20 protein-coding genes are annotated in these 21,188 nt (G+C 63.7%); 15 read left to right on the top strand and 5 right to left on the bottom strand.

Annotation, left to right across the window (positions count from 1 at the left end):
- Positions 1-2 precede the first annotated feature (2 nt).
- From Q1A53_RS05590 to acs, 5 genes are all read right to left on the bottom strand, one after another.
- Positions 3-1,823 (bottom strand): DUF294 nucleotidyltransferase-like domain-containing protein, encoded by a 1,821-nt coding sequence (locus tag Q1A53_RS05590; RefSeq protein WP_299963829.1) that lies wholly within the window; start codon positions 1,821-1,823, stop codon positions 3-5.
- A 205-nt stretch (positions 1,824-2,028) separates the two neighbouring features.
- On the bottom strand, positions 2,029-3,813 hold the full coding sequence (locus Q1A53_RS05585; RefSeq protein WP_299963827.1) for a sodium:solute symporter family protein: 1,785 nt from the start codon (positions 3,811-3,813) through the stop codon (positions 2,029-2,031).
- 5 nt (positions 3,814-3,818) lie between these two features.
- Positions 3,819-4,073, bottom strand: a complete 255-nt coding sequence (locus Q1A53_RS05580; RefSeq protein WP_299963825.1) for a DUF4212 domain-containing protein — start codon at positions 4,071-4,073, stop codon at positions 3,819-3,821.
- 56 nt (positions 4,074-4,129) lie between these two features.
- On the bottom strand, positions 4,130-4,825 hold the full coding sequence (locus Q1A53_RS05575; RefSeq protein ID WP_299963821.1) for an adenylate kinase: 696 nt from the start codon (positions 4,823-4,825) through the stop codon (positions 4,130-4,132).
- Positions 4,825-6,792, bottom strand: a complete 1,968-nt coding sequence (gene acs / locus Q1A53_RS05570) for an acetate--CoA ligase (protein WP_299963818.1) — start codon at positions 6,790-6,792, stop codon at positions 4,825-4,827. Before acs ends, Q1A53_RS05575 begins: the two co-directional genes overlap by 1 nt.
- A gap of 475 nt (positions 6,793-7,267) precedes the next feature.
- Here acs and uxuA point away from each other — a divergent pair, with 475 nt between their 5' ends.
- The 15 genes from uxuA (at position 7,268) to tssE (ending at position 21,187) form a co-directional block, all read left to right on the top strand.
- Positions 7,268-8,464, top strand: a complete 1,197-nt coding sequence (gene uxuA / locus Q1A53_RS05565; RefSeq protein ID WP_299963816.1) for a mannonate dehydratase — start codon at positions 7,268-7,270, stop codon at positions 8,462-8,464.
- Between the two features lie 126 nt (positions 8,465-8,590).
- Positions 8,591-9,433: a M15 family metallopeptidase gene (locus Q1A53_RS05560; RefSeq protein WP_299963814.1), complete on the top strand. Its 843-nt coding sequence runs from the start codon at positions 8,591-8,593 to the stop codon at positions 9,431-9,433.
- Positions 9,434-9,553: 120 nt separating this feature from the next.
- On the top strand, positions 9,554-10,207 hold the full coding sequence (locus Q1A53_RS05555; RefSeq protein ID WP_299963812.1) for a hypothetical protein: 654 nt from the start codon (positions 9,554-9,556) through the stop codon (positions 10,205-10,207).
- 288 nt (positions 10,208-10,495) lie between these two features.
- Positions 10,496-11,107 carry an RNA polymerase sigma factor gene (locus Q1A53_RS05550; protein ID WP_299963809.1) on the top strand — a complete coding sequence of 204 codons (612 nt, stop codon included), beginning with the start codon at positions 10,496-10,498 and terminating at the stop codon, positions 11,105-11,107.
- Entirely contained in the window at positions 11,094-11,741 is a 648-nt protein-coding gene (locus tag Q1A53_RS05545; RefSeq protein WP_299963807.1) for a hypothetical protein, read from the top strand. The genes Q1A53_RS05550 and Q1A53_RS05545 overlap by 14 nt, the downstream gene beginning before the upstream one ends.
- Positions 11,738-12,895, top strand: coding sequence for a S8 family serine peptidase (locus tag Q1A53_RS05540; protein WP_299963805.1), 1,158 nt, complete (start codon positions 11,738-11,740; stop codon positions 12,893-12,895). Before Q1A53_RS05545 ends, Q1A53_RS05540 begins: the two co-directional genes overlap by 4 nt.
- Complete coding sequence (locus Q1A53_RS05535) at positions 12,892-13,863, top strand: peptidoglycan-binding protein (protein WP_299963803.1); 972 nt, start codon at positions 12,892-12,894, stop codon at positions 13,861-13,863. Before Q1A53_RS05540 ends, Q1A53_RS05535 begins: the two co-directional genes overlap by 4 nt.
- A gap of 53 nt (positions 13,864-13,916) precedes the next feature.
- The gene (locus Q1A53_RS05530; protein WP_299963799.1) at positions 13,917-14,789 is read left to right on the top strand and encodes a DUF3365 domain-containing protein; all 873 of its coding nucleotides are present in this window, start codon (positions 13,917-13,919) and stop codon (positions 14,787-14,789) included.
- Positions 14,782-16,119, top strand: a complete 1,338-nt coding sequence (locus Q1A53_RS05525) for a serine/threonine-protein kinase (RefSeq protein WP_299963796.1) — start codon at positions 14,782-14,784, stop codon at positions 16,117-16,119. The genes Q1A53_RS05530 and Q1A53_RS05525 overlap by 8 nt, the downstream gene beginning before the upstream one ends.
- On the top strand, positions 16,112-17,152 hold the full coding sequence (gene tssA, locus Q1A53_RS05520) for a type VI secretion system protein TssA (protein WP_299963794.1): 1,041 nt from the start codon (positions 16,112-16,114) through the stop codon (positions 17,150-17,152). Before Q1A53_RS05525 ends, tssA begins: the two co-directional genes overlap by 8 nt.
- Before the next feature lie 53 nt (positions 17,153-17,205).
- Positions 17,206-17,712 (top strand): type VI secretion system contractile sheath small subunit, encoded by a 507-nt coding sequence (gene tssB, locus Q1A53_RS05515; protein WP_299963792.1) that lies wholly within the window; start codon positions 17,206-17,208, stop codon positions 17,710-17,712.
- A 3-nt stretch (positions 17,713-17,715) separates the two neighbouring features.
- The gene (gene tssC, locus Q1A53_RS05510) at positions 17,716-19,209 is read left to right on the top strand and encodes a type VI secretion system contractile sheath large subunit (protein WP_299963790.1); all 1,494 of its coding nucleotides are present in this window, start codon (positions 17,716-17,718) and stop codon (positions 19,207-19,209) included.
- Between the two features lie 33 nt (positions 19,210-19,242).
- Positions 19,243-19,776 carry a type VI secretion system tube protein Hcp gene (locus Q1A53_RS05505; protein WP_299963788.1) on the top strand — a complete coding sequence of 178 codons (534 nt, stop codon included), beginning with the start codon at positions 19,243-19,245 and terminating at the stop codon, positions 19,774-19,776.
- Positions 19,777-19,866: 90 nt separating this feature from the next.
- On the top strand, positions 19,867-20,697 hold the full coding sequence (locus tag Q1A53_RS05500) for a type VI secretion system accessory protein TagJ (RefSeq protein WP_299963786.1): 831 nt from the start codon (positions 19,867-19,869) through the stop codon (positions 20,695-20,697).
- Positions 20,690-21,187: a type VI secretion system baseplate subunit TssE gene (tssE, locus tag Q1A53_RS05495; RefSeq protein WP_299963784.1), complete on the top strand. Its 498-nt coding sequence runs from the start codon at positions 20,690-20,692 to the stop codon at positions 21,185-21,187. The genes Q1A53_RS05500 and tssE overlap by 8 nt, the downstream gene beginning before the upstream one ends.
- Position 21,188: the final 1 nt, after the last annotated feature.

The raw sequence follows: 21,188 nt of genomic DNA, 5'->3' as shown, positions 1-21,188 counted from the left end.
GGTCATCCTAGCGCACCCTTGCCGGATCCCACAGCCGCTTGCATCGTCTTGACCACGACGAAGGCATCGCGCAGGTGGCTGCGTTCGAAGTCCGACAGCTGCGCGGGGTCAAGGTAGTTGGTGGGGGTCTCGCCCGCCCGGGCCTGTGCGGCCTGATGGTGCAGGCGCAAATCGGCGATGAGGTCATAGGCGTCGAGCAGGTCAGCGCCTCCGGTACGGGAGATGGAGCCCTGAGCGGTGGCGGCCTCAAGCCGGGCGCGGGTGTTGACGGGGGATAGCTGTCCTTGCAGCGCATAGATGCGGCCCAGATCGACCACTGGCACCACACCGTTGTGCTTGAGATCGAGGCGGCTGCGATGCTCGCCGGACCGGATCGTCGCCAGCCCGCGCAAGAGGCCCAGCGGCGGGTGATGCTTGAGCGCGTTGGAGACCATATGGGCGCGAAAGATCGAGTTGCGCGCAGCACGCGCTAGCGTATCGCGCTGCAGATCCTCGAACAGCGTTGAATCCCCGCCGATGGGGCGCAGATCGAACATGACGGAGGCGAGCATCTGCGCCTCCGGGTTGGGTTTGGCGATCCAGCCTTCGAAGTACCCGCGCCAGACCTTGAGCGGCTGGCACCAGCGCGGATTGGTGGCCATCATGTCACCCGGACAGTGGAAGTACCCACAGGTATCGAGGCCGTCGCAGACAGATTTCGCCAGCGCGGAGAAATAGGGCATCTGCGCGTCAGTGGCCGTATCGGCGAGGACGAGGCAGTTGTCCTGATCCGACACACCCGTCTGTTCCTGCCGCCCCTGGCTGCCGCAGGCGAGCCACAGGTAGGGAACCGGGGGCGGGCCAAGCTCGGCCTCCGCCAGCGCCAGCAGGCGCCGGGTGGCGGTATCGGCGATATCCGTGATCAGCCGCGTGACCACGTCGTGGCGGTTGCCCGCCTCCACCAGCTGCGCGAGCAGGGCAGGTATCTCTGCGGTGGCGCGCGCCATGGCGGCGGCGCTTTCTGCTCGCGCCACGCGGCCCACCAGATCGGCGGAGGACATGGCCTGTGCACGGGTGAGGTCCGTCTGGGTGACGATGCCCACCAGCTTGCCCGCATCCACGATGGGGATATGGCCGATCCTGCGTTCCACCATCAGGTGCAGCACATCCGTCACCAGCGCGGTTGGATCCAGCGTCAGCGGCGCGGCGGTCATGATGCCCGATACCGGCCCGCTTGCATCCAGCCCGTCAGCGACGACGCGGCCATTCATGTCACGGATGGTGACGATGCCCTCAAAGCGGTCCGCCTGTGTGACGCAGAGGGAAGAGATGCGCCCGGCGTGCATGCGGGCTGCCGCGTCTCTGATCGGCGTATCGGGTGCGCAGGTGGCGGGATTGGCGGTCATCAGCTGGGCGACCGGCATGGTCGCGAGGTTCTTGGCGTCGTTCCGCGGTGGCCGGCGCCGGTCGAAGAAACGCGCCACATGCGGCTGCGCATCGATCAGTGCAAAGAAGGTTGCTGCGGGGACGATGATCAACCGGGTCTCCTGCAGGGCAGTGGCCGTACGGCTCGCCGCCTCTTCGCGCAGCAAGGCACGTTCGCCGAAGGAGTTGCGCGGCCCGAGGATCGAGAGCTGCACGCCCGTCTCGTCGGTGATCTCCACTTCGCCGCGTTCGATGATGTAGAGGCCCGGAACCTCGCCGTCGAGCGCGAAGACCTCTTGCCCCGGGGCAAAGACATGCGCGGTACAGGCGGCGGCAAGCGCGGTCAGGTCGTCTTCGGCCAGGCTGTCGTAGGGATGGACGGACGCGAGGAACTGTCGCAGGGGATCCGGCAGGGACATGGAACGGCTCCTTTTGGTCGCGGTGTCCCGCCCGCCGGTGGGACGGGCAGGACGGTTTTTTCATCGGTGTAGGTCACGGGCGTCTGTCGTCGCGCCTGTGACCGGAGGAGGGGCGAGCCCCCTCGCCTCCATCGAGGAGGGTCGGGGGCTGCCCGGCCTTTGGCCAGGCGGGACATCTGCGCCGTCAGGCCACAGATGCCAGGGGTCAGTGACCCTCGACCGCTGTCCCGGCACCGCGGGGCACCCGAACGCTTTCCACCAGATCCTTGATCTCCTGCGGGGTCTCCTTGGTCATGCCGGAGACCACATAGGCCACCGCGAAGTTGACCGCCGCCCCGATGGCGCCGAAGGAGGTCGATTTGATCGGCCCCAGCAGCGGATCCGCATCCGTGAACGTATTGGTGTCAGGAATGAAGAACCAGCCCTTGTGCAGGAAGATGTAGAGCAGCGTGACCACCAGACCGGCGAGCATGCCCGCCACAGCACCCACGTTGTTGATGCGGGTCGAAAAGATCCCCATCATCAGCGCCGGGAAGATCGAGGCCGCCGCGAGACCGAAGGCGAGCGCCACCGTCTGTGCGGCAAAGCCCGGCGGATTGAGCCCCAGCAAGACGGCCACCACGATCGCCGCTGCCATGGATATCCGCGCTGCCAGCAGCTCCGATTTCTCCGACATATTGGGCGTCAGCTGTCCCTTGAGCAGGTCGTGACTGACCGCCGAGGAGATAGCCAGCAGCAAACCCGCCGCCGTCGACAGCGCCGCCGCGAGGCCACCTGCCGCCACCAGGCCGATCACCCAGCCGGGCAGGGAAGCGATCTCTGGGTTGGCGAGCACCAGGATGTCGCGGTTGAAGTTGGTTAGCTCATTGCCTTCCCAGCCGTTCTCCGCCGCGCGCGCCTGAAGATCGGCGTTGGCATCGTTGTAGTACTGGATCTTGCCGTCGCCGTTCTTGTCTTCCCAGCCCAGAAGGCCGGTTTTCTGCCAAGTGGCCATCCAGGCGTATTCCGGATCGGTTTCGATCTGCTCGACGCTCACCGCCTCGCCTTGCGTGCCGTTGGGCCACATCAGCTCGGAGATATTAAGCCGCGCCATCGCACCAACCGCAGGGGCGGTGAGGTAGAGGAGGGCGATGAAAACCAGTGTCCAACCCGCGGACCAGCGCGCATCCGACACCCGTGGTACTGTGAAAAAGCGCATGATCACGTGGGGCAGACCGGCGGTGCCGATCATCAGCGACAGGGTGAAGAGCACCATATTGATGGTGGAGCCGTGCGCGGCGGTATATTCGGCAAAGCCCAGATCGGTCACGATCTGGTTGAGCTTGGCCAGCAGCGGCTCACCGCTTTCAGTACTGCCGAAGAGACCGAGCGCAGGGATTGGATTGCCCGTCAGTTGCAGCGAGATGAAGACCGCCGGGATCGTATAGGCGGTGATCAGCACGCAGTATTGCGCCACCTGAGTATAGGTCACGCCCTTCATGCCGCCGAAGACCGCATAGGCGAAAACCACACAGGCGCCGATCAACAGACCCCAGAAGGCGTCGATCTCCAGGAACCGGCCGAAGGCGATGCCCACGCCCTGCATCTGGCCGATCACGTAGGTGATGGAGGCCACGAGCAAGCAGATCACCGCCACCATGCGGGCGGTCTTGGAATAGAAGCGGTCGCCGATGAACTCGGACACCGTGAACTTGCCGAACTTGCGCAAGTAGGGCGCCAGCAGCAGCGCCAGCAGCACGTAGCCGCCCGTCCAGCCCATTAGGAAGGAGGAGTTGTCATAGCCCGTGAAGGCGATGAGCCCGGCCATGGAGATGAAGGAGGCCGCAGACATCCAGTCCGCCGCCGTCGCCATGCCGTTGGTCACGGGATGCACGCCGCGCCCGGCGGCGTAGAATTCCGATGTGGAGCCCGCGCGGGCCCAAATCGCGATGCCGATGTAGAGCGCGAAGGATGCACCCACGAACAGCAAGTTAAGTGTAAACTGATCCATTGTTCCTATTCCTCATCCACGCCGTGTTCATGATCGAGCTTGTTCATCCGCCAGGCGTAGAAAAAGATCAGCACCAGAAAGACGAGGATCGATCCCTGCTGGGCGAACCAGAAGCCAAGGTCGGTGCCGCCAACGGCGATGCCCGACAAGAGCGGGCGCAGGATGATCCCGAACCCGAATGAAACCACCGCCCAGATAACCAGGCTGATCAGGATGAGACGCACATTGGCTTGCCAATAGGCGTTGTTGTTTTGTGACATGGGGTTTGTTCCTCCTCCGTGTGGATCAGCGAAGCCCGAGCCCGGGCTCCGATCTGTCAGACAAGCTGTGTCGTGGTCTCTGTCACGACGCGGCTCAGTTTCGCTGCGATCTGTTCAATGGCGCCCATGGCAGGGACGCGGGACAAAACGCCCTTGGCCTCGTAGTAATCAATGAGCGGTGCGGTCTGGGCGTGGTAAGCCGAGAGCCGCTCCGCCACCGTTTCGGGTGTGTCGTCGGCGCGGCGCTTCATCTCCGTTCCGCCGCACTTGTCGCAGACACCGGCCGCCGCTGTGGGCTTGAAGCGGTCGTGATATCCCTCACCGCAGTCCCCGCAGGTAAACCGGCCCGAGATGCGCGCGACCATTGCCGTGTCATCAACATCGAGGCTGATGGCAGCATTGATGCGCTGGCCGGTGTTTGCGAGCAGCGCATCCAGTGCTTCGGCCTGAACCGGAGTGCGAGGGAAGCCATCCAGGATCACGCCTTGCGCGCAGTCAGGTGCGGCCAGCCGGTCGTGCAGGATGGCGATGACGATGTCGTCGCTCACCAGACCGCCTGCCTCCATCACCACCTGCGCCTGTCGTCCGGCAGAGGTGCCTTGGGAGACGGCGGCACGCAGCAGATCGCCAGTGGAAAGCTGCGTCAGACCATGGGTATCGCTGAGCATCCTGGCCTGTGTACCCTTGCCCGCACCCGGCGGGCCGAGCAGGATGAACACCGGGGCCGCTGTTGCGGGGCCTGCGCCGTCCATCAGGCCTCTCCTCTGTTCATGCGGTTGTCGATCAGATCGTCAACAACAGATGGGTCTGCGAGGGTCGAGGTGTCGCCAAGCGCGCCGAAATCATCCTCGGCGATCTTGCGCAGGATGCGGCGCATGATCTTGCCGGAGCGTGTCTTGGGCAGGCCCGGCGCCCACTGGATGAGATCGGGTTTGGCGATGGGGCCGATTTCGGTGCGCACCCAAGTCTCCAGTTCCTTGCGCAGCGCGTCTGACGGCTCTTCGCCATTCATCAGCGTCACATAGGCGTAGATGCCCTGACCTTTGACGTCATGCGGGTAGCCGACGACCGCGGCTTCGGCCACTTTGGCATGGGCCACCAGTGCACTTTCCACTTCCGCCGTCCCCATCCGGTGACCCGAGACATTGATTACGTCGTCCACACGCCCCGTGATCCAGTAATCGCCATCCGCATCGCGGCGGCAGCCATCCCCGGAGAAATAGTAGCCTTTGTAATCGCTGAAATAGGTCTTCTCGAACCGTTCGTGATCGCCCCAGACGGTGCGCATCTGACCTGGCCAGCTGTCGGCGATGCACAGCACGCCTTCTACCCCGTTGCCGTCGACAATCTCGCCGCTCGTCGGTTCCAGCACCACGGGCTGAACGCCGAAGAAGGGTTGCTGCGCCGCACCAGGCTTGAGCTTGGTGCAGGGCAGGGGGGTCAGCATGTGACCGCCCGTCTCCGTCTGCCAGAACGTATCGACAATGGGGCAGCGGCCCTTGCCCACGACCTCGTTGTACCAGTTCCACGCTTCGGGGTTGATGGGTTCGCCCACCGAGCCCAGCAGCCTGAGCGCAGACAGATCGTATTTCTCGACCCACTCTTTGCCCGCGCCCATCAACGCACGGATGGCTGTCGGAGCGGTATAGAACTGGTTGACTTTGTGCTTTTCACACACCTCCCAAAAGCGGCCTGCGTCGGGGTAGGTGGGGACACCTTCGAACATGATGGTGGTGCCGCCATTGGCCAGCGGACCATAGACGATATAGCTGTGTCCCGTGACCCAGCCCACATCCGCCGTGCACCAGAAGACGTCGCCTTCGTGGTAGTCAAAGGTAATCTCGTGGGTCATGGCTGCGTAGACCAGATAGCCGCCGGAGGTATGCACGACGCCCTTGGGCTGACCGGTTGAGCCGGAGGTATAAAGAATAAACAGCGGATCCTCCGCCGCCATCTCTTCGGGCGGGCAGTCGGCCTCCGCCTCCGCCATCAGGGCGGTGCAATCGTGATCCCGCTCTGTCCAGGTCGTCTGGCCGCCGGTGCGTTTGACCACAAGGCACTGTACGTCGTCCTTGCAGTGCAGCAGGGCGGTGTCCGTGTTGGATTTCAGCGGTGTCTGCCGCCCGCCCCGGGGGGCGAAATCGGCGGTGATGACAACCTTGGCGTCGCAGCCGTTGATCCGCGCGCCGAGCGCGTCGGGGGAGAAGCCTGCGAAAACGATGGAATGAATGGCGCCGATCCGTGCGCAAGCCAGCATGGCATAGGCTGCCTCGGGGATCATGGGCAGGTAGATCACCACCCGGTCGCCCTTTTCGACACCAAGCGATTTCAGCACGTTGGCCATCTTGCAGACCGAGCCGTGCAGATCGCGGTAGGTGATGTGCTGCGCGCCATCGGCGGGGTTGTCCGGCTCCCAGATGATGGCGGTCTGATCACCGCGCGTCTTTAGGTGCCGGTCAATGCAGTTCGCCGCCACGTTCAGCGTGCCGTCCTCAAACCAGCGAATGTCAATATTGCCGGGCTCAAAGGAGGTATTCTTGACCTTCGTAAACGGCGTCATCCAGTCGATGCGCTTGGCCTGCTCTGCCCAGAACGCTTCGGGATCGGAGACTGAGGCCTCATATAGGCGCGTGTAGTCTTCAACCGTGACGTGCGGCGACGGGCCGGACGTCGGTGTCGTGTCCGCTTTGACTGGTTTGGTCAATTCCTCGGTGGTCATTGGGATCCTCCTCACTCTGCGCGCTACCCAAAAGTGGGTAGGATGGCATTTCACGTGAAGATACACCTTTTTGTGAGGATTTGAATAAACCATTGATATATCGGTGATTTGCTGTAAATGAATCTTCCGAATTAACCTGAAAAACTGTAAATTAATTTCCCGTTAAGGGTTTTTCCCAATGATTACCGAGGGGTAGCTGATCCTCCCGGACAGGCCGCTAGCGCTATCAAAATCCGCCGGGCACGCCCGGTTTTCACTGTTTCCGCTATCATCTGCAGATTGAAAATCCGGCGCACCAGACAATTCGGAGGCGCAACGGTGATCCTGATCCCCGGAGGGAATCGCTTGCAAAGATCTGGCCGTTGCACGGACGGTCACCATCGCCGCTTTCACCTTCCCTGCCGGGCCTTTGCATACTAGGGTCCAGCCGCCGCATGGTGCGCCAACCAGACCAAGCCCGACAGGAAAAAACACAATGGAACAAACATGGAGATGGTTTGGCCCGGACGATACCGTCACCTTGCCCGACGTACAGCAGGCTGGGGCAACCGGCATTGTCACCGCGCTGCATCACCTGCCCAATGGCGTTGTCTGGAGTATCGACGAGATCCGGCAGCGTCAGGACTATATACAGCGCCATGCGAGGCCGACCGATCCGGCGCTCAGCTGGCGGGTCGTTGAAAGCCTGCCGGTCACCGAAGACATCAAGCGGCAAAGCGGCGACTGGAAGGTGCATATCGCCCACTACAAAGAGAGCCTTGCCAACCTCGCGCGCTGCGGTGTCTCGGTCGTGTGCTATAACTTCATGCCGGTGCTCGACTGGACGCGCACCGACCTGCGACACGAGCGCCCGAATGGCGCGCGCTGCATGCGCTTCGATGTCGTGGATTTCGCGGCTTTCGACCTGTTCATTCTCGCACGCCAGACAGCCGAGGCCGACTATGACGCAGAGGTGCGCGCAGCGGCACAGCGCCGCTTTGCCGCGATGGATCAGGCGGATCAGCACCGGCTGGCAGCGACTGTCATCTCCGGCTTGCCGGGGGCGGAGGAAGGCTACTCGCTTGCCTCCCTGCAGGAGCAGCTGGATCTCTACCGCCATATCGACGCAGCGCGCCTGCGGGCCAACCAGATTGATTTCCTGTCACAGGTCGTGCCCGTCGCCGAAGCGCACGGCATTCGCCTGTGCTGTCACCCGGATGATCCTCCCTTCCCGCTTCTGGGTCTGCCGCGGATCATGTCGACGGAAACCGACTATCAGGCACTGATAACAACCGTGGACGCGTCCGCCAATGGGATCACCTTTTGCACCGGATCGCTAGGTGTACGGGCCGATAACGACCTGCCGGGTATGATCGACCGGCTGGGTGACCGGATCCACTTTGTCCATCTGCGCAACGTCACCCGCGAAAGCGAGGCGCTGCCCAACAGTTTCCACGAGGCGGCCCATCTGGAAGGCGCGACCGATATGGTCGCGGTGATCGACGCGCTGTTGCGCGAGGAGCAGCGCCGCGCGGAGGCAGGCAGGGCGGACATCAGCATTCCGTTCAGACCGGATCACGGACAGGACATCATGACCGATCTGCGCGCCACGTCGCAGCCGGGCTATCCTGCGGTCGGTCGCATGAAGGGCCTGGCAGAGTTGCGGGGGATCATTCACGCGCTTTCGCACTGATCCTTTCCGCACGGCCATCGCCACCCGCGATCCCCGACCTCAGCCCTGAACCTTTTCGCCCCGATGCCGCACCAAAGGACAGGCGCCGCCCCTCTGGTGCGGTCCGGACATGGACGGAGCGGAGCGGTGAGCAGCAAATGGACAGTGATCGGCCTTGGGAGCGTCGCGACAGTGGCTTTGCTGGCGGCACTCACCCTATGGCAAGTCGCGCAGACACGCCCGCCCCCCACATCAGATGCGGATGCGCTGGCCATTCTGCGGTCGGAAACACAGGCCCTGCGGGCGGAGCTTTCGGCGATACTTGCCCGACTGGATGGTCTGGATGCGCGCACCTCTATCGGTCTGACCGCGCCACAGCCCCATCGAGGGGAAAACACCGCGCGGCTGCCACGGCCTGCTGTGGCACCGGCGGAGGCGCTGACGCAGAATTTCGCTCAGGTCGTCCGGATCGCGGATCGCAGCACCGCGAACACGGGTCTGACCGTTGCATCGCCCGTATTCTTGCGAGAGACGTTCGGGCTGCCCCGCGCGGAGCTTGATGATACCTGCCGGGAACTGACCAATCCGCGGCTGCGCGGTCTGATCGCGACCGAGGATGTGGGCCCGATCCGCGCCCGGCTTGCCGCTCCCGCGCTGGCGTCGTTGCGCCGGGTCTTTGCTGAGGTCGCGGCCTTCGAGCCAGCGCTCTATGACCGCATCGCCTCCTCCGGTTCGCTCTGTGTGCGGTTGATCCGCGGGGCGACCCAGGCCGCTTCCGCTCATGCCTACGGGTTGGCGGTCGATCTCAACATCGACGGTCAACTTGACAGTTTTGCGGACGGGCGCACTCAGCTGGGGCTCATCCTGCTGGCGGACTATTTCCATCGGGAAGGCTGGATCTGGGGTGCGGGCTTCAGCCGCGAGGATTCCATGCATTTCGAGGTCAGCCGCGAAAAGATCGAGGAATGGCGCGCATTGGGATTGCTGTAGCGCGCTCGCGCGCCGCCTGACGCGAAAAAAGCAGACCACCGGCTGAACCCTTTCCCGCGGAGCGAGCACTTACCCCACGACAATCAGGTCATTTAGGTATTTGTAAAAAGGAAGTTCTGGATGCCAACGCCCAACCTCACCAAAGTTCGCAAGAACAAAGAGCTGCACAAGGTATTCGCCGCGTATCTGAAATCGAAGGGCTACACCAATCTTTACACCTTCGTTCTCGCAAACGATGATCCCGCAAAGTCGCTCACCTTCTTTAACGAGGACATCAACGGTGCCGAGGAACGGTTTGTGGGCCGGCTGAAGAACGTGATGATCGGCGCCTGGGCCAAGACGAAAACGAACGTCGAAAACGAGATGCGTGCCCAGGGCCTTGACCCGACCGGCGCAGACAAGCCGCAGGTGTGGAACCGCATCTTTCGGGATCGCCAGTTCGTGCGGATCTACGAGCAGCTGATGGGCAAAGTCGAGGAGCTATTTGAGGAGCTTTCCAAAAGCGACGACTTCCTGAAATCCAAACCCTACAAGGAGTATGTGAGAAAGGAGATCAAGAAACACGGCAAGGCCCTGAGAAAGGATCTCAAGATGGAAGCGGAGGTCGACGACATTATCGGCTTGGCCTTCGCGGTTCAGACCGGCGACACCGGTAGTACGCGCAGCCTCTCCAATCTCATCGCCGAAGCGGAAGGCAAGGCGACGAAGAAAAAGACAAAAGGCGCCACGATTGTCGCCAACATGCAAAAGGCGCTCGGGCGGTTGGGTCTGTGACCGGTTTCCGGCCTCCTGCGACAGCCCGGTCAGATCTGACCGGGCGGCGCCCTCCGCCACGGCCCTGCGCCACCTTCCTCCCTCTGGTCGGCGGAGAGATGCCGGAGACTGTGCAAGGGTCGTTCCCAGACGCCCGAAGACGGTCTATCCCGACAGCAAACTGCAACCTATACTAGAGATGCGGTCATCTGCCCTGCCTCTTTTGCCTTTTTTCAGAAAAATTTCGTTGGCCGTGAACCTTTCGGCCCTGACCGGGAACTTACGATCAGAGACAAGGAAATGTAGTCCATGTGGAAGTTGAGATCCGTAAAGACGAAAGCCAAACCGGCGGAGCCGCTGAGCGATGACGCGCTGCTGGCCGCGATTGCGGATGGCGATGTCTCGGCCTTTGAGCATATTCATAAAAAGTACTTCCCCAAGCTGATGCATTTCGCGCGCCGGATCACCGGCAGTGCAGAAGCCGCCGAAGAGGTGGCCAATGACGTGCTCATGACCGTCTGGCGCACCGCGGAACGGTTTGAGGGGCGCTCGAAACCCTCAACGTGGATCTTTGGCATCGCCTACCGCGTCGCGATGAAACAGCGCGGCAAGCTGCAGCGCCGGGCGGGCGATGTGGAACTGGACGAAGGGCTCGTCGCGGACAGCGCCGACACCGAGGCGACCGTGATCCGCGGTACCGATCTGAAAAACGCGCTCGACCAGCTCAAGCCGGACCTGCGCGCCGTGGTCGAACTGACCTATTATAATGGCTATCTCTATACGGAAATCGCCGAAATCATGGATTGTCCCGTGGGCACCGTCAAAACGCGGATGATGACCGCCCGGCGACGCTTGCGCGACATTCTCTCTGACGATCAAACTGACGACGAAACCAAAGGTGGGGAACATGCAGTTGCGTGACAACACTTCAAACGGTCCGCAAAGTGACCACGATGACCTCTGGGAGTTGATCCCCTGGTATGTGAACGGCAGCCTGCCCGCGACCGATGTCGCGCGGCTGGAGGCGCGGGCAAAGGACAGCACCGCGCTCTCCGAAGAAATCGCCCGCCAGACCCTGCTGGCCGAGAAGGTCGCCAAGACCGACCCTTTTGAGGTGCCCCTGGAGCGCAGTTGGGAGACCTTGCGCGCGCAGGTCGAGGCCGATCTCAAGGCACGTACACCGGCCCCGCGCCGATTTGCGTGGCTGGCTGCGTTGCAGGGGCATGGCAAAGCGGCCCTGGGGGGGCTGGCGGTTGCGTGCCTGGCGCTGGTGATGGTGGTGCAGTTGAGCACCCCGGCGGAGGACGGCTTTGTCACGCTCACCAGCACACCCGATCTGGATGGCCCCACCATCCGTTTCCAACCAGCGGGCAGCGTTGAGGCGGACCAGCTTGCCGCTCTTCTGGCGCCCATGGGCGTGGTGGCCATCGCCGGTCCGTCGGATGCTGGGGTCTATTCGGCAATCCTTGAGGAGAATGCAAACCTTGATGAGGTGGCAGCCGCGATGATGGCAGCCGACCAGATCCTCTTTGCGGCGCCGGAAGCCGGGCAATGACCCGGCTTCTCCTGGGTCTGGCGATGCTTGGGCTGGTCTGGGGCGCGCTGCCCCGTGCATCCGCCGCGCAGGACTGGCAACTGGCCGATGCCGACAGCATTGCGCCCGCGACCTTCCTGATCCTCACCATCCCCCGCGATGATCCCGCAGCGCTCGCCGCGCTGGCCGACACGCTGGAGGAGGACTTTGGCATGCCGTTGACGGCGGAATGGCCGCTCAATGCGCTGGAAGTGCATTGCTTTGTCTTTGACGCGCGCAATGTCGGGGACATCGATGCGATGATCGCTCAGATGGAGGCGGATGCCCGGATCCGTACCGTGCAGCGTGTGCGCAGCTTCAGCCTCACGGAGATGCCTCACAGCGATCCGCTCTTCCCGCTGCAATGGGCGCTGGAATGGCTGCAGGTCCTGCCCATTCACGCGACCTCTCTGGGTGAGGGCATCCGCATCGGTATCGTTGACAGCGCGATCGACCGGGCTCACCCCGATCTGGCCGATCAGCTGGCCGATCTGCGCGATTTTGTTGCTGTCAGGCCCGAACCGCTGGCAGAGGCGCATGGCACTGCCGTCGCGGGCGTCATCGGGGCGGCTGCCACGAACGAAGGCATCGTGGGCGTGGCCCCGGCGGCACAGATGGTCGGACTGCGGGCCTGCTGGCAGGAAGGTGGCGCACCGGGCGTCTGCAACAGCTTTTCGCTGGCGCGGGCGATCAACTTCGCCGTTCTTAATGACATCGACGTGCTGAACCTGAGCGTTGGCGGGCCCGAAGACCCGCTGCTGACCGAGTTGATCGAGGCGGCCCTCGCCGCGGGCATTGTCGTGGTTGCCGCCTCCGGTGAAGGCGACAGCATGGTCTATCCCGCGGCGCTCGACGGGGTGATCGCGGCGGGGCAGGTGGCGATTGGCAGCGTACCCGCCCCCATGATCGACGTGCTGACAACGGCCCCGGGGGCCGCACACCGCTATGCGTCAGGGTCGTCGATTGCAACGGCGCATGTGTCCGGCGTAGTGGCGCTGATGCTGGCGCGGGACCCCACGCTGACGCCCGCTGAAATCGCCCAGAGGCTGAGCCAAGCGGTTCGGGATGTCGAGGCACAACCGATGCTGAGTGCCTGCACTGCGATCTTTGGCACCGGTCCAGAATGCGCGCCATGACACGGCTCGGGTTCCATCGCATGGCCTTTGCAACCCGCGTTGCCGGGGTGTTTTTTGCTGCGATGCTGGCCGGCGCCCTGTCTGCGCAGGAGGCCCCCCGCATCGTCGGTATGGTCGTCTCCTCCGAGCGCCAGAACATTCGCACCGATCGCGCGCTGCAAAGCCTGACGTCACTCGATGCCGAGATCCTTCAGGCCACAGCCCCTACCAATGCCGAACTGCGGGCGCTGATGCGCCGTTTCGCACAAGAGGCCCGGCAAGCGGACGCAGCACTTGTCTTTCTCGATATCCCCGCGGTGTCGGTTGAGGGCCGCCTCTTTGTGCTGCCGGAAGACACAGCGCTCAGCCGGGCGAGTGACATCTACACCGAAGCCGTGCCCCTGCGCGCCTTTGCCCGGATGACAGCGCTCAGCGCGCGGGGTGGGGCGGTTCTGCTATCCGTGGCGGAGGTCGGTCCCTCTTTGCCTGCGGGCATTGCACGGGCGGAAGCGGCCCCACCACCACGATCCGGTGCCAGCGAGATCCTTGTCGTGCCGGCACCCCGCGCGGCGCAGGTACTGGACGTATTGGCGCGACAGGCGGAAACGGCCGCCCGGATTGATCTGCGCACTCTGCTGGAGCGAATGGCGGCCGTACCGGGCGCGACGCTGTCGGCACCGCCCGCCCGGCCTATCGTGCTAAGGGCCCCGTCGGTGATCACGCCGGAGCCGCTGCCGGTCGTCGCACCGGATCCTGAGCAACCGGCCACCGAAGAAGAGCTTACCTTGCTGGAGCAATCGCTCTCTCCGCCGGTCAAGCGCGATCTGCAACGCGCGCTGCGCGCGCAGGGTCATTACAAAGGCCTCATCGACGGGATCATCGGTGTGCAGACGCGGGCCGCCATCCGCGGCTTTCAACAGACGCGCGCCGAGACTGAAACCGGCCTGCTTACGCCCCGCCAGTTGATGGAACTTTTGCCCCGGGGGTGAACCCTCCGGCCCCGCAGCGGCACTCACCAAAGAGACAACAATGGTGAGCTTCCATGGGCCTGCGGTTCAAGTACAATCTGGTTCTGATCACGGCGAGTGCCCTGGGCGCTGCCGCGGCGGTCGGCATCAGCTATAGTCTGGTCAAGGAAAGCGCGCTGCGCGATGTCGAGCGCGAGGCGCAGCTGATGCGCGCCAATGCCACCGCCGTGCGCAGCTATACGCTGGAGCATATCGCTCCCCTGCTGTCGGACGAGGGCGATATCCTCTTTCAGCCCGAGGCCGTTACCTCCTTTGCCGCCCGCCGGGTGTTCGAGACGATGACAGCGGAGTTCCCGCAGTACAGCTATAAGGAAGCCGCGCTGAACCCGCTGAACCCTGCAGATCTGCCCACCGCCGAGGAAGCGGAGATGATCGCGCAGTTCCGCGCGGACCCGGAGCTTGCGCAGCTGTCCAGACGCATCGACACCGACGCTGGCCCGCTGTTGATGATGGGCGCGCCGGTCACGATCACAAATCCCGGATGTCTGAGCTGCCACGGCAGCGTCGACGCCGCCCCGCCCGCGATGGTGGACCTCTACGGGTCCGCCAATGGCTACGGCTGGGAGATGGGTGAGACGGTGGGCGCGCAGATCGTGACCGTGCCGTTGCCACTGGTGATCGAAAGGGCCAAGGAAACCGCCGCAATGGTCGCAATCGCCCTTGCCGCGGCGTTCACGCTGGTGCTGATCGTCACCAACATCCTGTTGACCCGCGTGGTGATCCGCCCCGTCTCCTACCTGACATCCATGGCCGAAAAGGTCAGCCTGGGGGATTTCTCTGTCCCGGAATACACCCGGGACACACGCGACGAGATCGGCTCGCTCGCCACCTCGTTCAACCGGATGCGCCGCAGCCTCGACCGCGCGATGGCGATGCTCGATGACTGACCGCACCATCATTGCACCGATGCGCCTGCGGATCGGGAAGTACCTGCTGGGCGACCGACTGGGCGAGGGCGCCATGGGCGTGGTGTTCGAGGCGCACGACCGCGACATCGACCGCACCGTGGCCATCAAGACCATCCACCGGCACCTCATCGACACCGCGGAGGGGGCCGACTGGCTGGCCCGGTTCGCACGGGAGGCGCGGGCCGCGGGCCGGGTGATCCATCCCAATCTGGTCACGATCTTCGACTACCTCGAAGAGGAGGGCCGCCCCTATCTGGTGATGGAGCGTTTGCAGGCCGAAACGCTGGACGCCCGCCTCGGCGCGCAGACGCTGACGCTGGACGAAGTGGCCGGGATCACCGCACAGATGCTCGACGGGCTGGCCGCCATTCACACAGCAGGCATCGTGCACCGCGACATGAAGCCCGCCAACATCATGCTGACACCAAGCGGTACCGTCAAACTCACCGATTTCGGCATCGCGCGCTTCACCCGGATGGAACATACGGGCGCGGGCATGATCGGCACGCCTGCCTATATGGCGCCCGAGCAGTTTTCCGGCGACACGGTCGATAGTCGGACCGATCTCTATGCGGCCGGTGTCATCCTCTACGAGGTTCTGACAGGCCAGCAGCCCTACCGCGGCGGCGGTGTCGCGGCAGTGATGCTGGCAGCCAAGGGTCAGAGCGTTCCGCCGCCCTCGGCGTGCGTGCCCGCACTGCCTGCAGCGCTTGACGCTGTGGTGATGCGCGCCATCCGCCCGGAGCCCGCAGAGCGGTTTCAGAGCGCCGAAGAGATGAAGGCCGCCCTGATCGCAGCGATTGGCACTGCTGGCGCTGCACGGACAAAAGCGCGGCCCTCCGATCAGCCACCCTCGGCCCGGACCATGATCGCCAGGCTGTCACTGCGGACCCTGCGCGATCTCGAAGACAGCGTGATCCGTCAGATTGGGCCCATTGGCAAGCTGATCACCCGGCGGGCGGCGGAAACCGCCCTCACCCAGGAGGACCTGCTGAGCCAGCTTATGGGTGAAATCACCGATCCGGACCAGCGGGAAATCCTGCGCTGCCGGATCTCGGGGCTGCTCAGCACGGATCCGGGGCGCGCGACGGAGGGCCTTTCGGACGCGGATCTGGGTGCGGTGATCGCCGCGCTGACCCCCCATCTGGGGCCCATCGCGGGAACCCTCGTGCGGCGGCAATCCAAGCACTCCACCAGTCTCGCGCATCTGCTCGACACCATCGCCGCCGAAGTCGCCGACGACCGGGCCCGCGCAGCGTTTCTGGACACTGTTCAAAGCCAAACCGCAGAAGGAAACCGTCATGCCTGATCTCGACCTCGACACGCTGCTACAGCCCATCTCGGACGATGCGCCGGGCGGCGAAGATCTGGAATATGACCCCGACTTCATCGCGCTGGAGCTTGCCAGCAAGCCCACCGAAGAGCGGGTGATCGGCGATAGCGTGATCCCGGCGGAAGATCCCGACTACACCGCCGTGGCGGACCAGGCCGCAACGCTGCTGACGCGCACGCAGGATCTGCGCATCGCGGCAATCCTCGCAAATGCGCTGCTGCGCATTCGCGCGCTGGACGGGTTTCGGCTGGCGCTGGCCTATACGGCGGGTTGTCTGGAGGCGCATTGGGACGCGGTGCACCCGCGGCCCGACGCGGATGACGGCGACCTGACCATGCGCGTCAATGCGGTGCTGGCGCTGGCCAGCCGCGAGGGTGTGCTGCAATCGCTGCGGCACGCCCCTTTGGTGGAAAGCCGCAGCTTTGGCAGCCTGTGCTTGCGGGATCTGGAGATCGCCAGCGGCGATGCCAGCGCGCCCGCAAGCTACGGCAAGACCCCAGATCCCCAAACGGTCGCAGCCACCTTTGCGGAAGCGGGCGGCGATGCCGCTCAGGAAACCCTGACCGCGGCGGAAGAGACTCTCGCCTCGGTTGACACCATCTGCACCCTTTTCGACGCCCATGTAGGCACTGCGGGCCCAGACCTTGACCCCCTACGGGACATGCTGAGAGACATCTGCCGCAGGCTCGGTGCCTTCACAGACGGCGAACCCGCGCGCGACAGCGCAGATAGCCCATCACCTCAGGCGGACATCGCACCGCCGCCCCCGCGCACCACGGGCGATACCATCACCACGCCGCAGGATGTCACCGCCGCATTGGACCGGATCATGGCCTATTACGCGCGCTACGAGCCCTCTAGCCCGCTGCCCATTCTGCTGACCCGGGCCAAGCGCCTCGTCTCCGCTGATTTCGTGACGATCATGAAAGACATGGCCCCAGAAGGTGTCAGCAACATCGCCTTGATCGGCGGATTTGAACCTTCTGAGGGGGACGAGGGCACTTACTGACCAGACAAGCCCTTTCCCGGGCGGTTCCAGTCGCATCACGAAAGGAAGTGCACATGGCCAGCAGCCAGAAATTCATCGCCCGCAACCGCGCGCCTCGGGTTCAGATCGAATACGATGTTGAACTTTATGGCGCGGAAAAAGCCATTCAGCTGCCTTTCGTCATGGGTGTCATGGCGGATCTGTCAGGCAAATCCGAAGAACCCCTGCCCAGCGTCGCCGACCGCAAGTTTCTGGAAATCGACGTGGACAACTTTGACGACCGCATGCGCGCGGTCAAACCGCGCGCGGCCTTTACGGTGCCCAACACGCTGACGGGCGAGGGTAACATCGCCGTCGATATCCATTTTGAACGGATGGAGGATTTCGCCCCCGCCGCCATCGCCGAGAAGGTCGCACCCCTGAAAAAACTGCTTCAGGCGCGAACCCAATTGTCGAACCTGGGCACTTACATGGACGGAAAGACCGGTGCGGAGGACCTGATGGCCAAGATCATCAACGACCCCGACCTCTTGAAGACACTGGCATCGGCACCCGCCGAGACTGCCGCAGATGAGGACTAGGCCATGACGCAAGCAATCCAGACCCCCGCCGCAGCGCCGGCCGAGACGATCTTTGCCTCGTCCGAGTTTGCGGATCTTTTGCAAAAGGAATTTCGCCCAAAGTCCGAGACAGCACGGCTTGCCGTGGAGGAGGCCGTCAAGACGCTGGCCGAGCAGGTGCTGGCGCACGAGGATCTGGTGTCCGACGACGCGCTGCGCTGCATCGACGGTCTGGTCGCCGAGATCGATGCCAAGCTGACGGAGCAGATCAACGAAATCCTGCACCACGCGGAGTACCAGAAGCTGGAAAGCGCCTGGCGCGGTCTGCATTTTCTGGTGAACAACACCGAGACCGACGAGATGCTCAAGATCCGCTTCATGGATCTGTCGAAAAAGGATCTGTCCAAGACCCTGCGCAAGTACAAGGGCACCGCCTGGGACCAGTCGCCGATCTTCAAGAAGATCTACGAAGAAGAGTACGGCCAGTTCGGCGGTGAGCCCTATGCTTGTCTGGTGGGGGACTATCATTTCGATCACAGCCCAAGGGATGTGGAGATGCTGGGCGAGATGTCCAAGATCGCCGCCGCGGCACATGCGCCGTTTCTGGCGGGGGCGGACCCTGCGCTTTTGCAGATGGAAGGCTGGGACGAGCTGGCCAACCCGCGGGATCTGACCAAGATCTTCCAGACCCCGGAATACGCCGCCTGGCGGTCCCTGCGCGACAGCGAGGACGCCCGCTATCTGGGTCTCGCCATGCCGCGGTTTCTGGGCCGTCACCCCTACGGCGCCAAGACCGACCCGGTGGAGGAGTTCGCTTTTGAAGAAGACACCACCGGTGCGGGCGCAGAGAAGTACTGCTGGGTCAACGCATCCTACGCCATGGCGCGCAATATCAACCGCTCCTTCAAGGAATACGGCTGGTGTTCGCGGATCCGCGGCGTCGAATCCGGTGGCACGGTGGACGGTCTGCCGACACATACCTTCCCCTCCGACGACGGCGGCGTGGACATGAAATGCCCCACCGAGATCGCCATTTCCGACCGGCGAGAGGCGGAGCTGGGCACCAACGGGCTGATGCCGCTCATCCACCGCAAGAACACCGACACGGCGGCCTTCATCGGCGCGCAGTCGCTGCAAAAACCCACGCAGTATGACGATCCTAGTGCCACGGCCAACGCCAATCTGGCAGCGCGCCTGCCCTATCTCTTCGCCACCTGCCGGTTCGCTCATTACCTCAAATGCATCGTGCGCGACAAAGTAGGCTCCTTTACCAGCCGCGGCGACATGGAGCAGTGGCTGCAGAACTGGATCAGCCGCTACGTGGATTACAACGCCGAAACCTCCACCGAAGAGGTGAAGTCCCGCAAACCGCTGGCCGCGGCCGAGGTGGTCGTCGAAGAGGTGGAGGGCAACCCGGGCTACTACGACAGCAAATTCTATCTGCGCCCGCACTACCAGCTCGAAGGGTTGTCCGTTTCGCTGCGCCTCGTGTCCCGACTGCCGTCCGAGACCGAGTAACCAACCCCAACCTCATCACGAAAGGATTGAGACATGGCCTTTGATTCCTTCCTCTATTTCCCCAAGAATCCGACGATCAAGGGGGAGACGCTCGACGAAGAAATGACCAAGCAGGGCGCCTTCCAGATCACCCAGTTCGGGTTCGGGGCCACCAACAGTTCCGTCATCGACAGCCAGTCGGGCGGCGGCGGGGTCGGCAAGACCGACTTTGAGGATTTCACCTTTGACAAGCTGACCGACAGCGCGTCCGCGGGGCTTTACCGGGCCTGCGCCACGGGCATGCACATCGAAGAGGCCATCATGGAATGCCGCCGTGCCGGTGCCGGCACCAAGCCGGGCAACCGCAGCTTTTTCATCGTGCGATTCAAGACGGTGATCGTGAAAGGCGTGACCTGGGCCGGTTCCGGCGACGAGCTGACGGAATCCATCACGCTCGCCTACGGCGCCAAGCAGATCGAATACCGCCGTCAGGGCAAGGACGGCAACATGATCAAGCCGACCGGCGGTCAGGGCGAGGCCGAGTGGAGCAAGGTGCTCAACCAGGAGAAATACGAGGTCCAGCGCTGACGCTGGTTCTCCGGCCCCGGGCGCCTCTCTCCTCCCCCTCCCTCAATGTGCCCGGGGTCTCTTTTTCATCCGATGATCGAGGTTCGCCCCATGTCAGCCCAAAACCTGCTCAAAACCGGCGATCTGTTTGGTGCGCTCACGGCGCTTGAGGCAGCGGTCCGCGCGGCGCCCGCCGACGCACGGCTGCGGGTCTTTCTCTTTCAACTGCTCAGTGTCGCGGGCGACTGGCCCCGCGCGGCCCGGCAACTTCAGACTGCCACGCGGCTGGATCCCGCCGCAGCCCCCATGGCCGAGACGTACAGCGCCGCGATCCACTGCGAGCGGTCGCGTGACAGCGCCTTAAGAGGCGAGACGCCCGCCCCTTTTGACGAAGACGCGTCCTCCTGGCTGTCGGTGCTGTGGGATGCGGTGGGGAAACAGGCCGCGAGCGATGTGGCCGGGGCCGAGCGGCTGCGCGCGATGGCATTGCGCGCAGCGCCCGCCGTGGGCGGCACGGTAAATGGTCGGCCTTTCGACTGGATTGCCGATGCGGATTCGCGGTTTGGTCCGGTGTTCGAAGTCATCCTGAACGGCACCTACCGATGGCTGCCCTTTGCCGATTTGCGCGAGATCCGGATGTCACCGCCGCAAGATCTGCGCGACCTGATCTGGGCACCGGTGGCGCTGACCTTGGCCTGCGGGACCCAAGCGGGTGGTCTTGTGCCCGTGCGATACCCTGCAACGGCCTTCCACGGCACAGACGCGCAGAAGCTTGCGCGGTCGACGGACTGGCTGACGGTTCCGGGCGGCGCGCCCGAGGGCCTTGGCCAGCGGATGCTATGTACACCCGACCAGGATATCCCCCTACTGGAGCTGCGTGAGATCACCTTCGAGCAGAGCACCCGTGAACTGGCACCGCTCCAGGAGGCCCGTCATGGCTGATCGCGCGCGTCTGGAACGGCTACAACCCGCATTGCTGGATCGGTTGATCGACGATGCCCCGCACCAGCGGACGGAAACCAACGCCGCATGGATCATCGACATCACCCGGCTGCGCGACATCATCCAGCGCGATCTGCACTGGCTGCTCAACAGCACCAATCTGAGCGCGGATATGGATCTCGACGCCTATCCGCAGACCGCTGCTTCGGTGCTGAATTTCGGCATCGCCGATGTGACCGGCATGACCGCGACCAAAGCCCGCGCGACCGAGATCGAGCGCGCTATCCGCACCGCCATCGAGCGGTTTGAGCCCCGGCTGCTGCCCGACACCCTCTTCGTGACGCCAAGCGCGCGCGAGAACACCCGCGGGACGCTGATGTCTTTCGACATCCGGGCGGAGCTTTGGGCGCAGCCGGTGCCGCTGGATCTATTCCTGCGCACGCAACTCGACGTGACGACGGGCGACGTTACCGTCCGCAGACAGGGATAAC

Source organism: uncultured Roseobacter sp. (assembly GCF_947496515.1).
GTDB lineage: Bacteria > Pseudomonadota > Alphaproteobacteria > Rhodobacterales > Rhodobacteraceae > Roseobacter.
The sequence above is the reverse complement of the archived record's forward strand: the minus strand, read 5'-3'. Positions and strand labels throughout refer to the sequence as shown.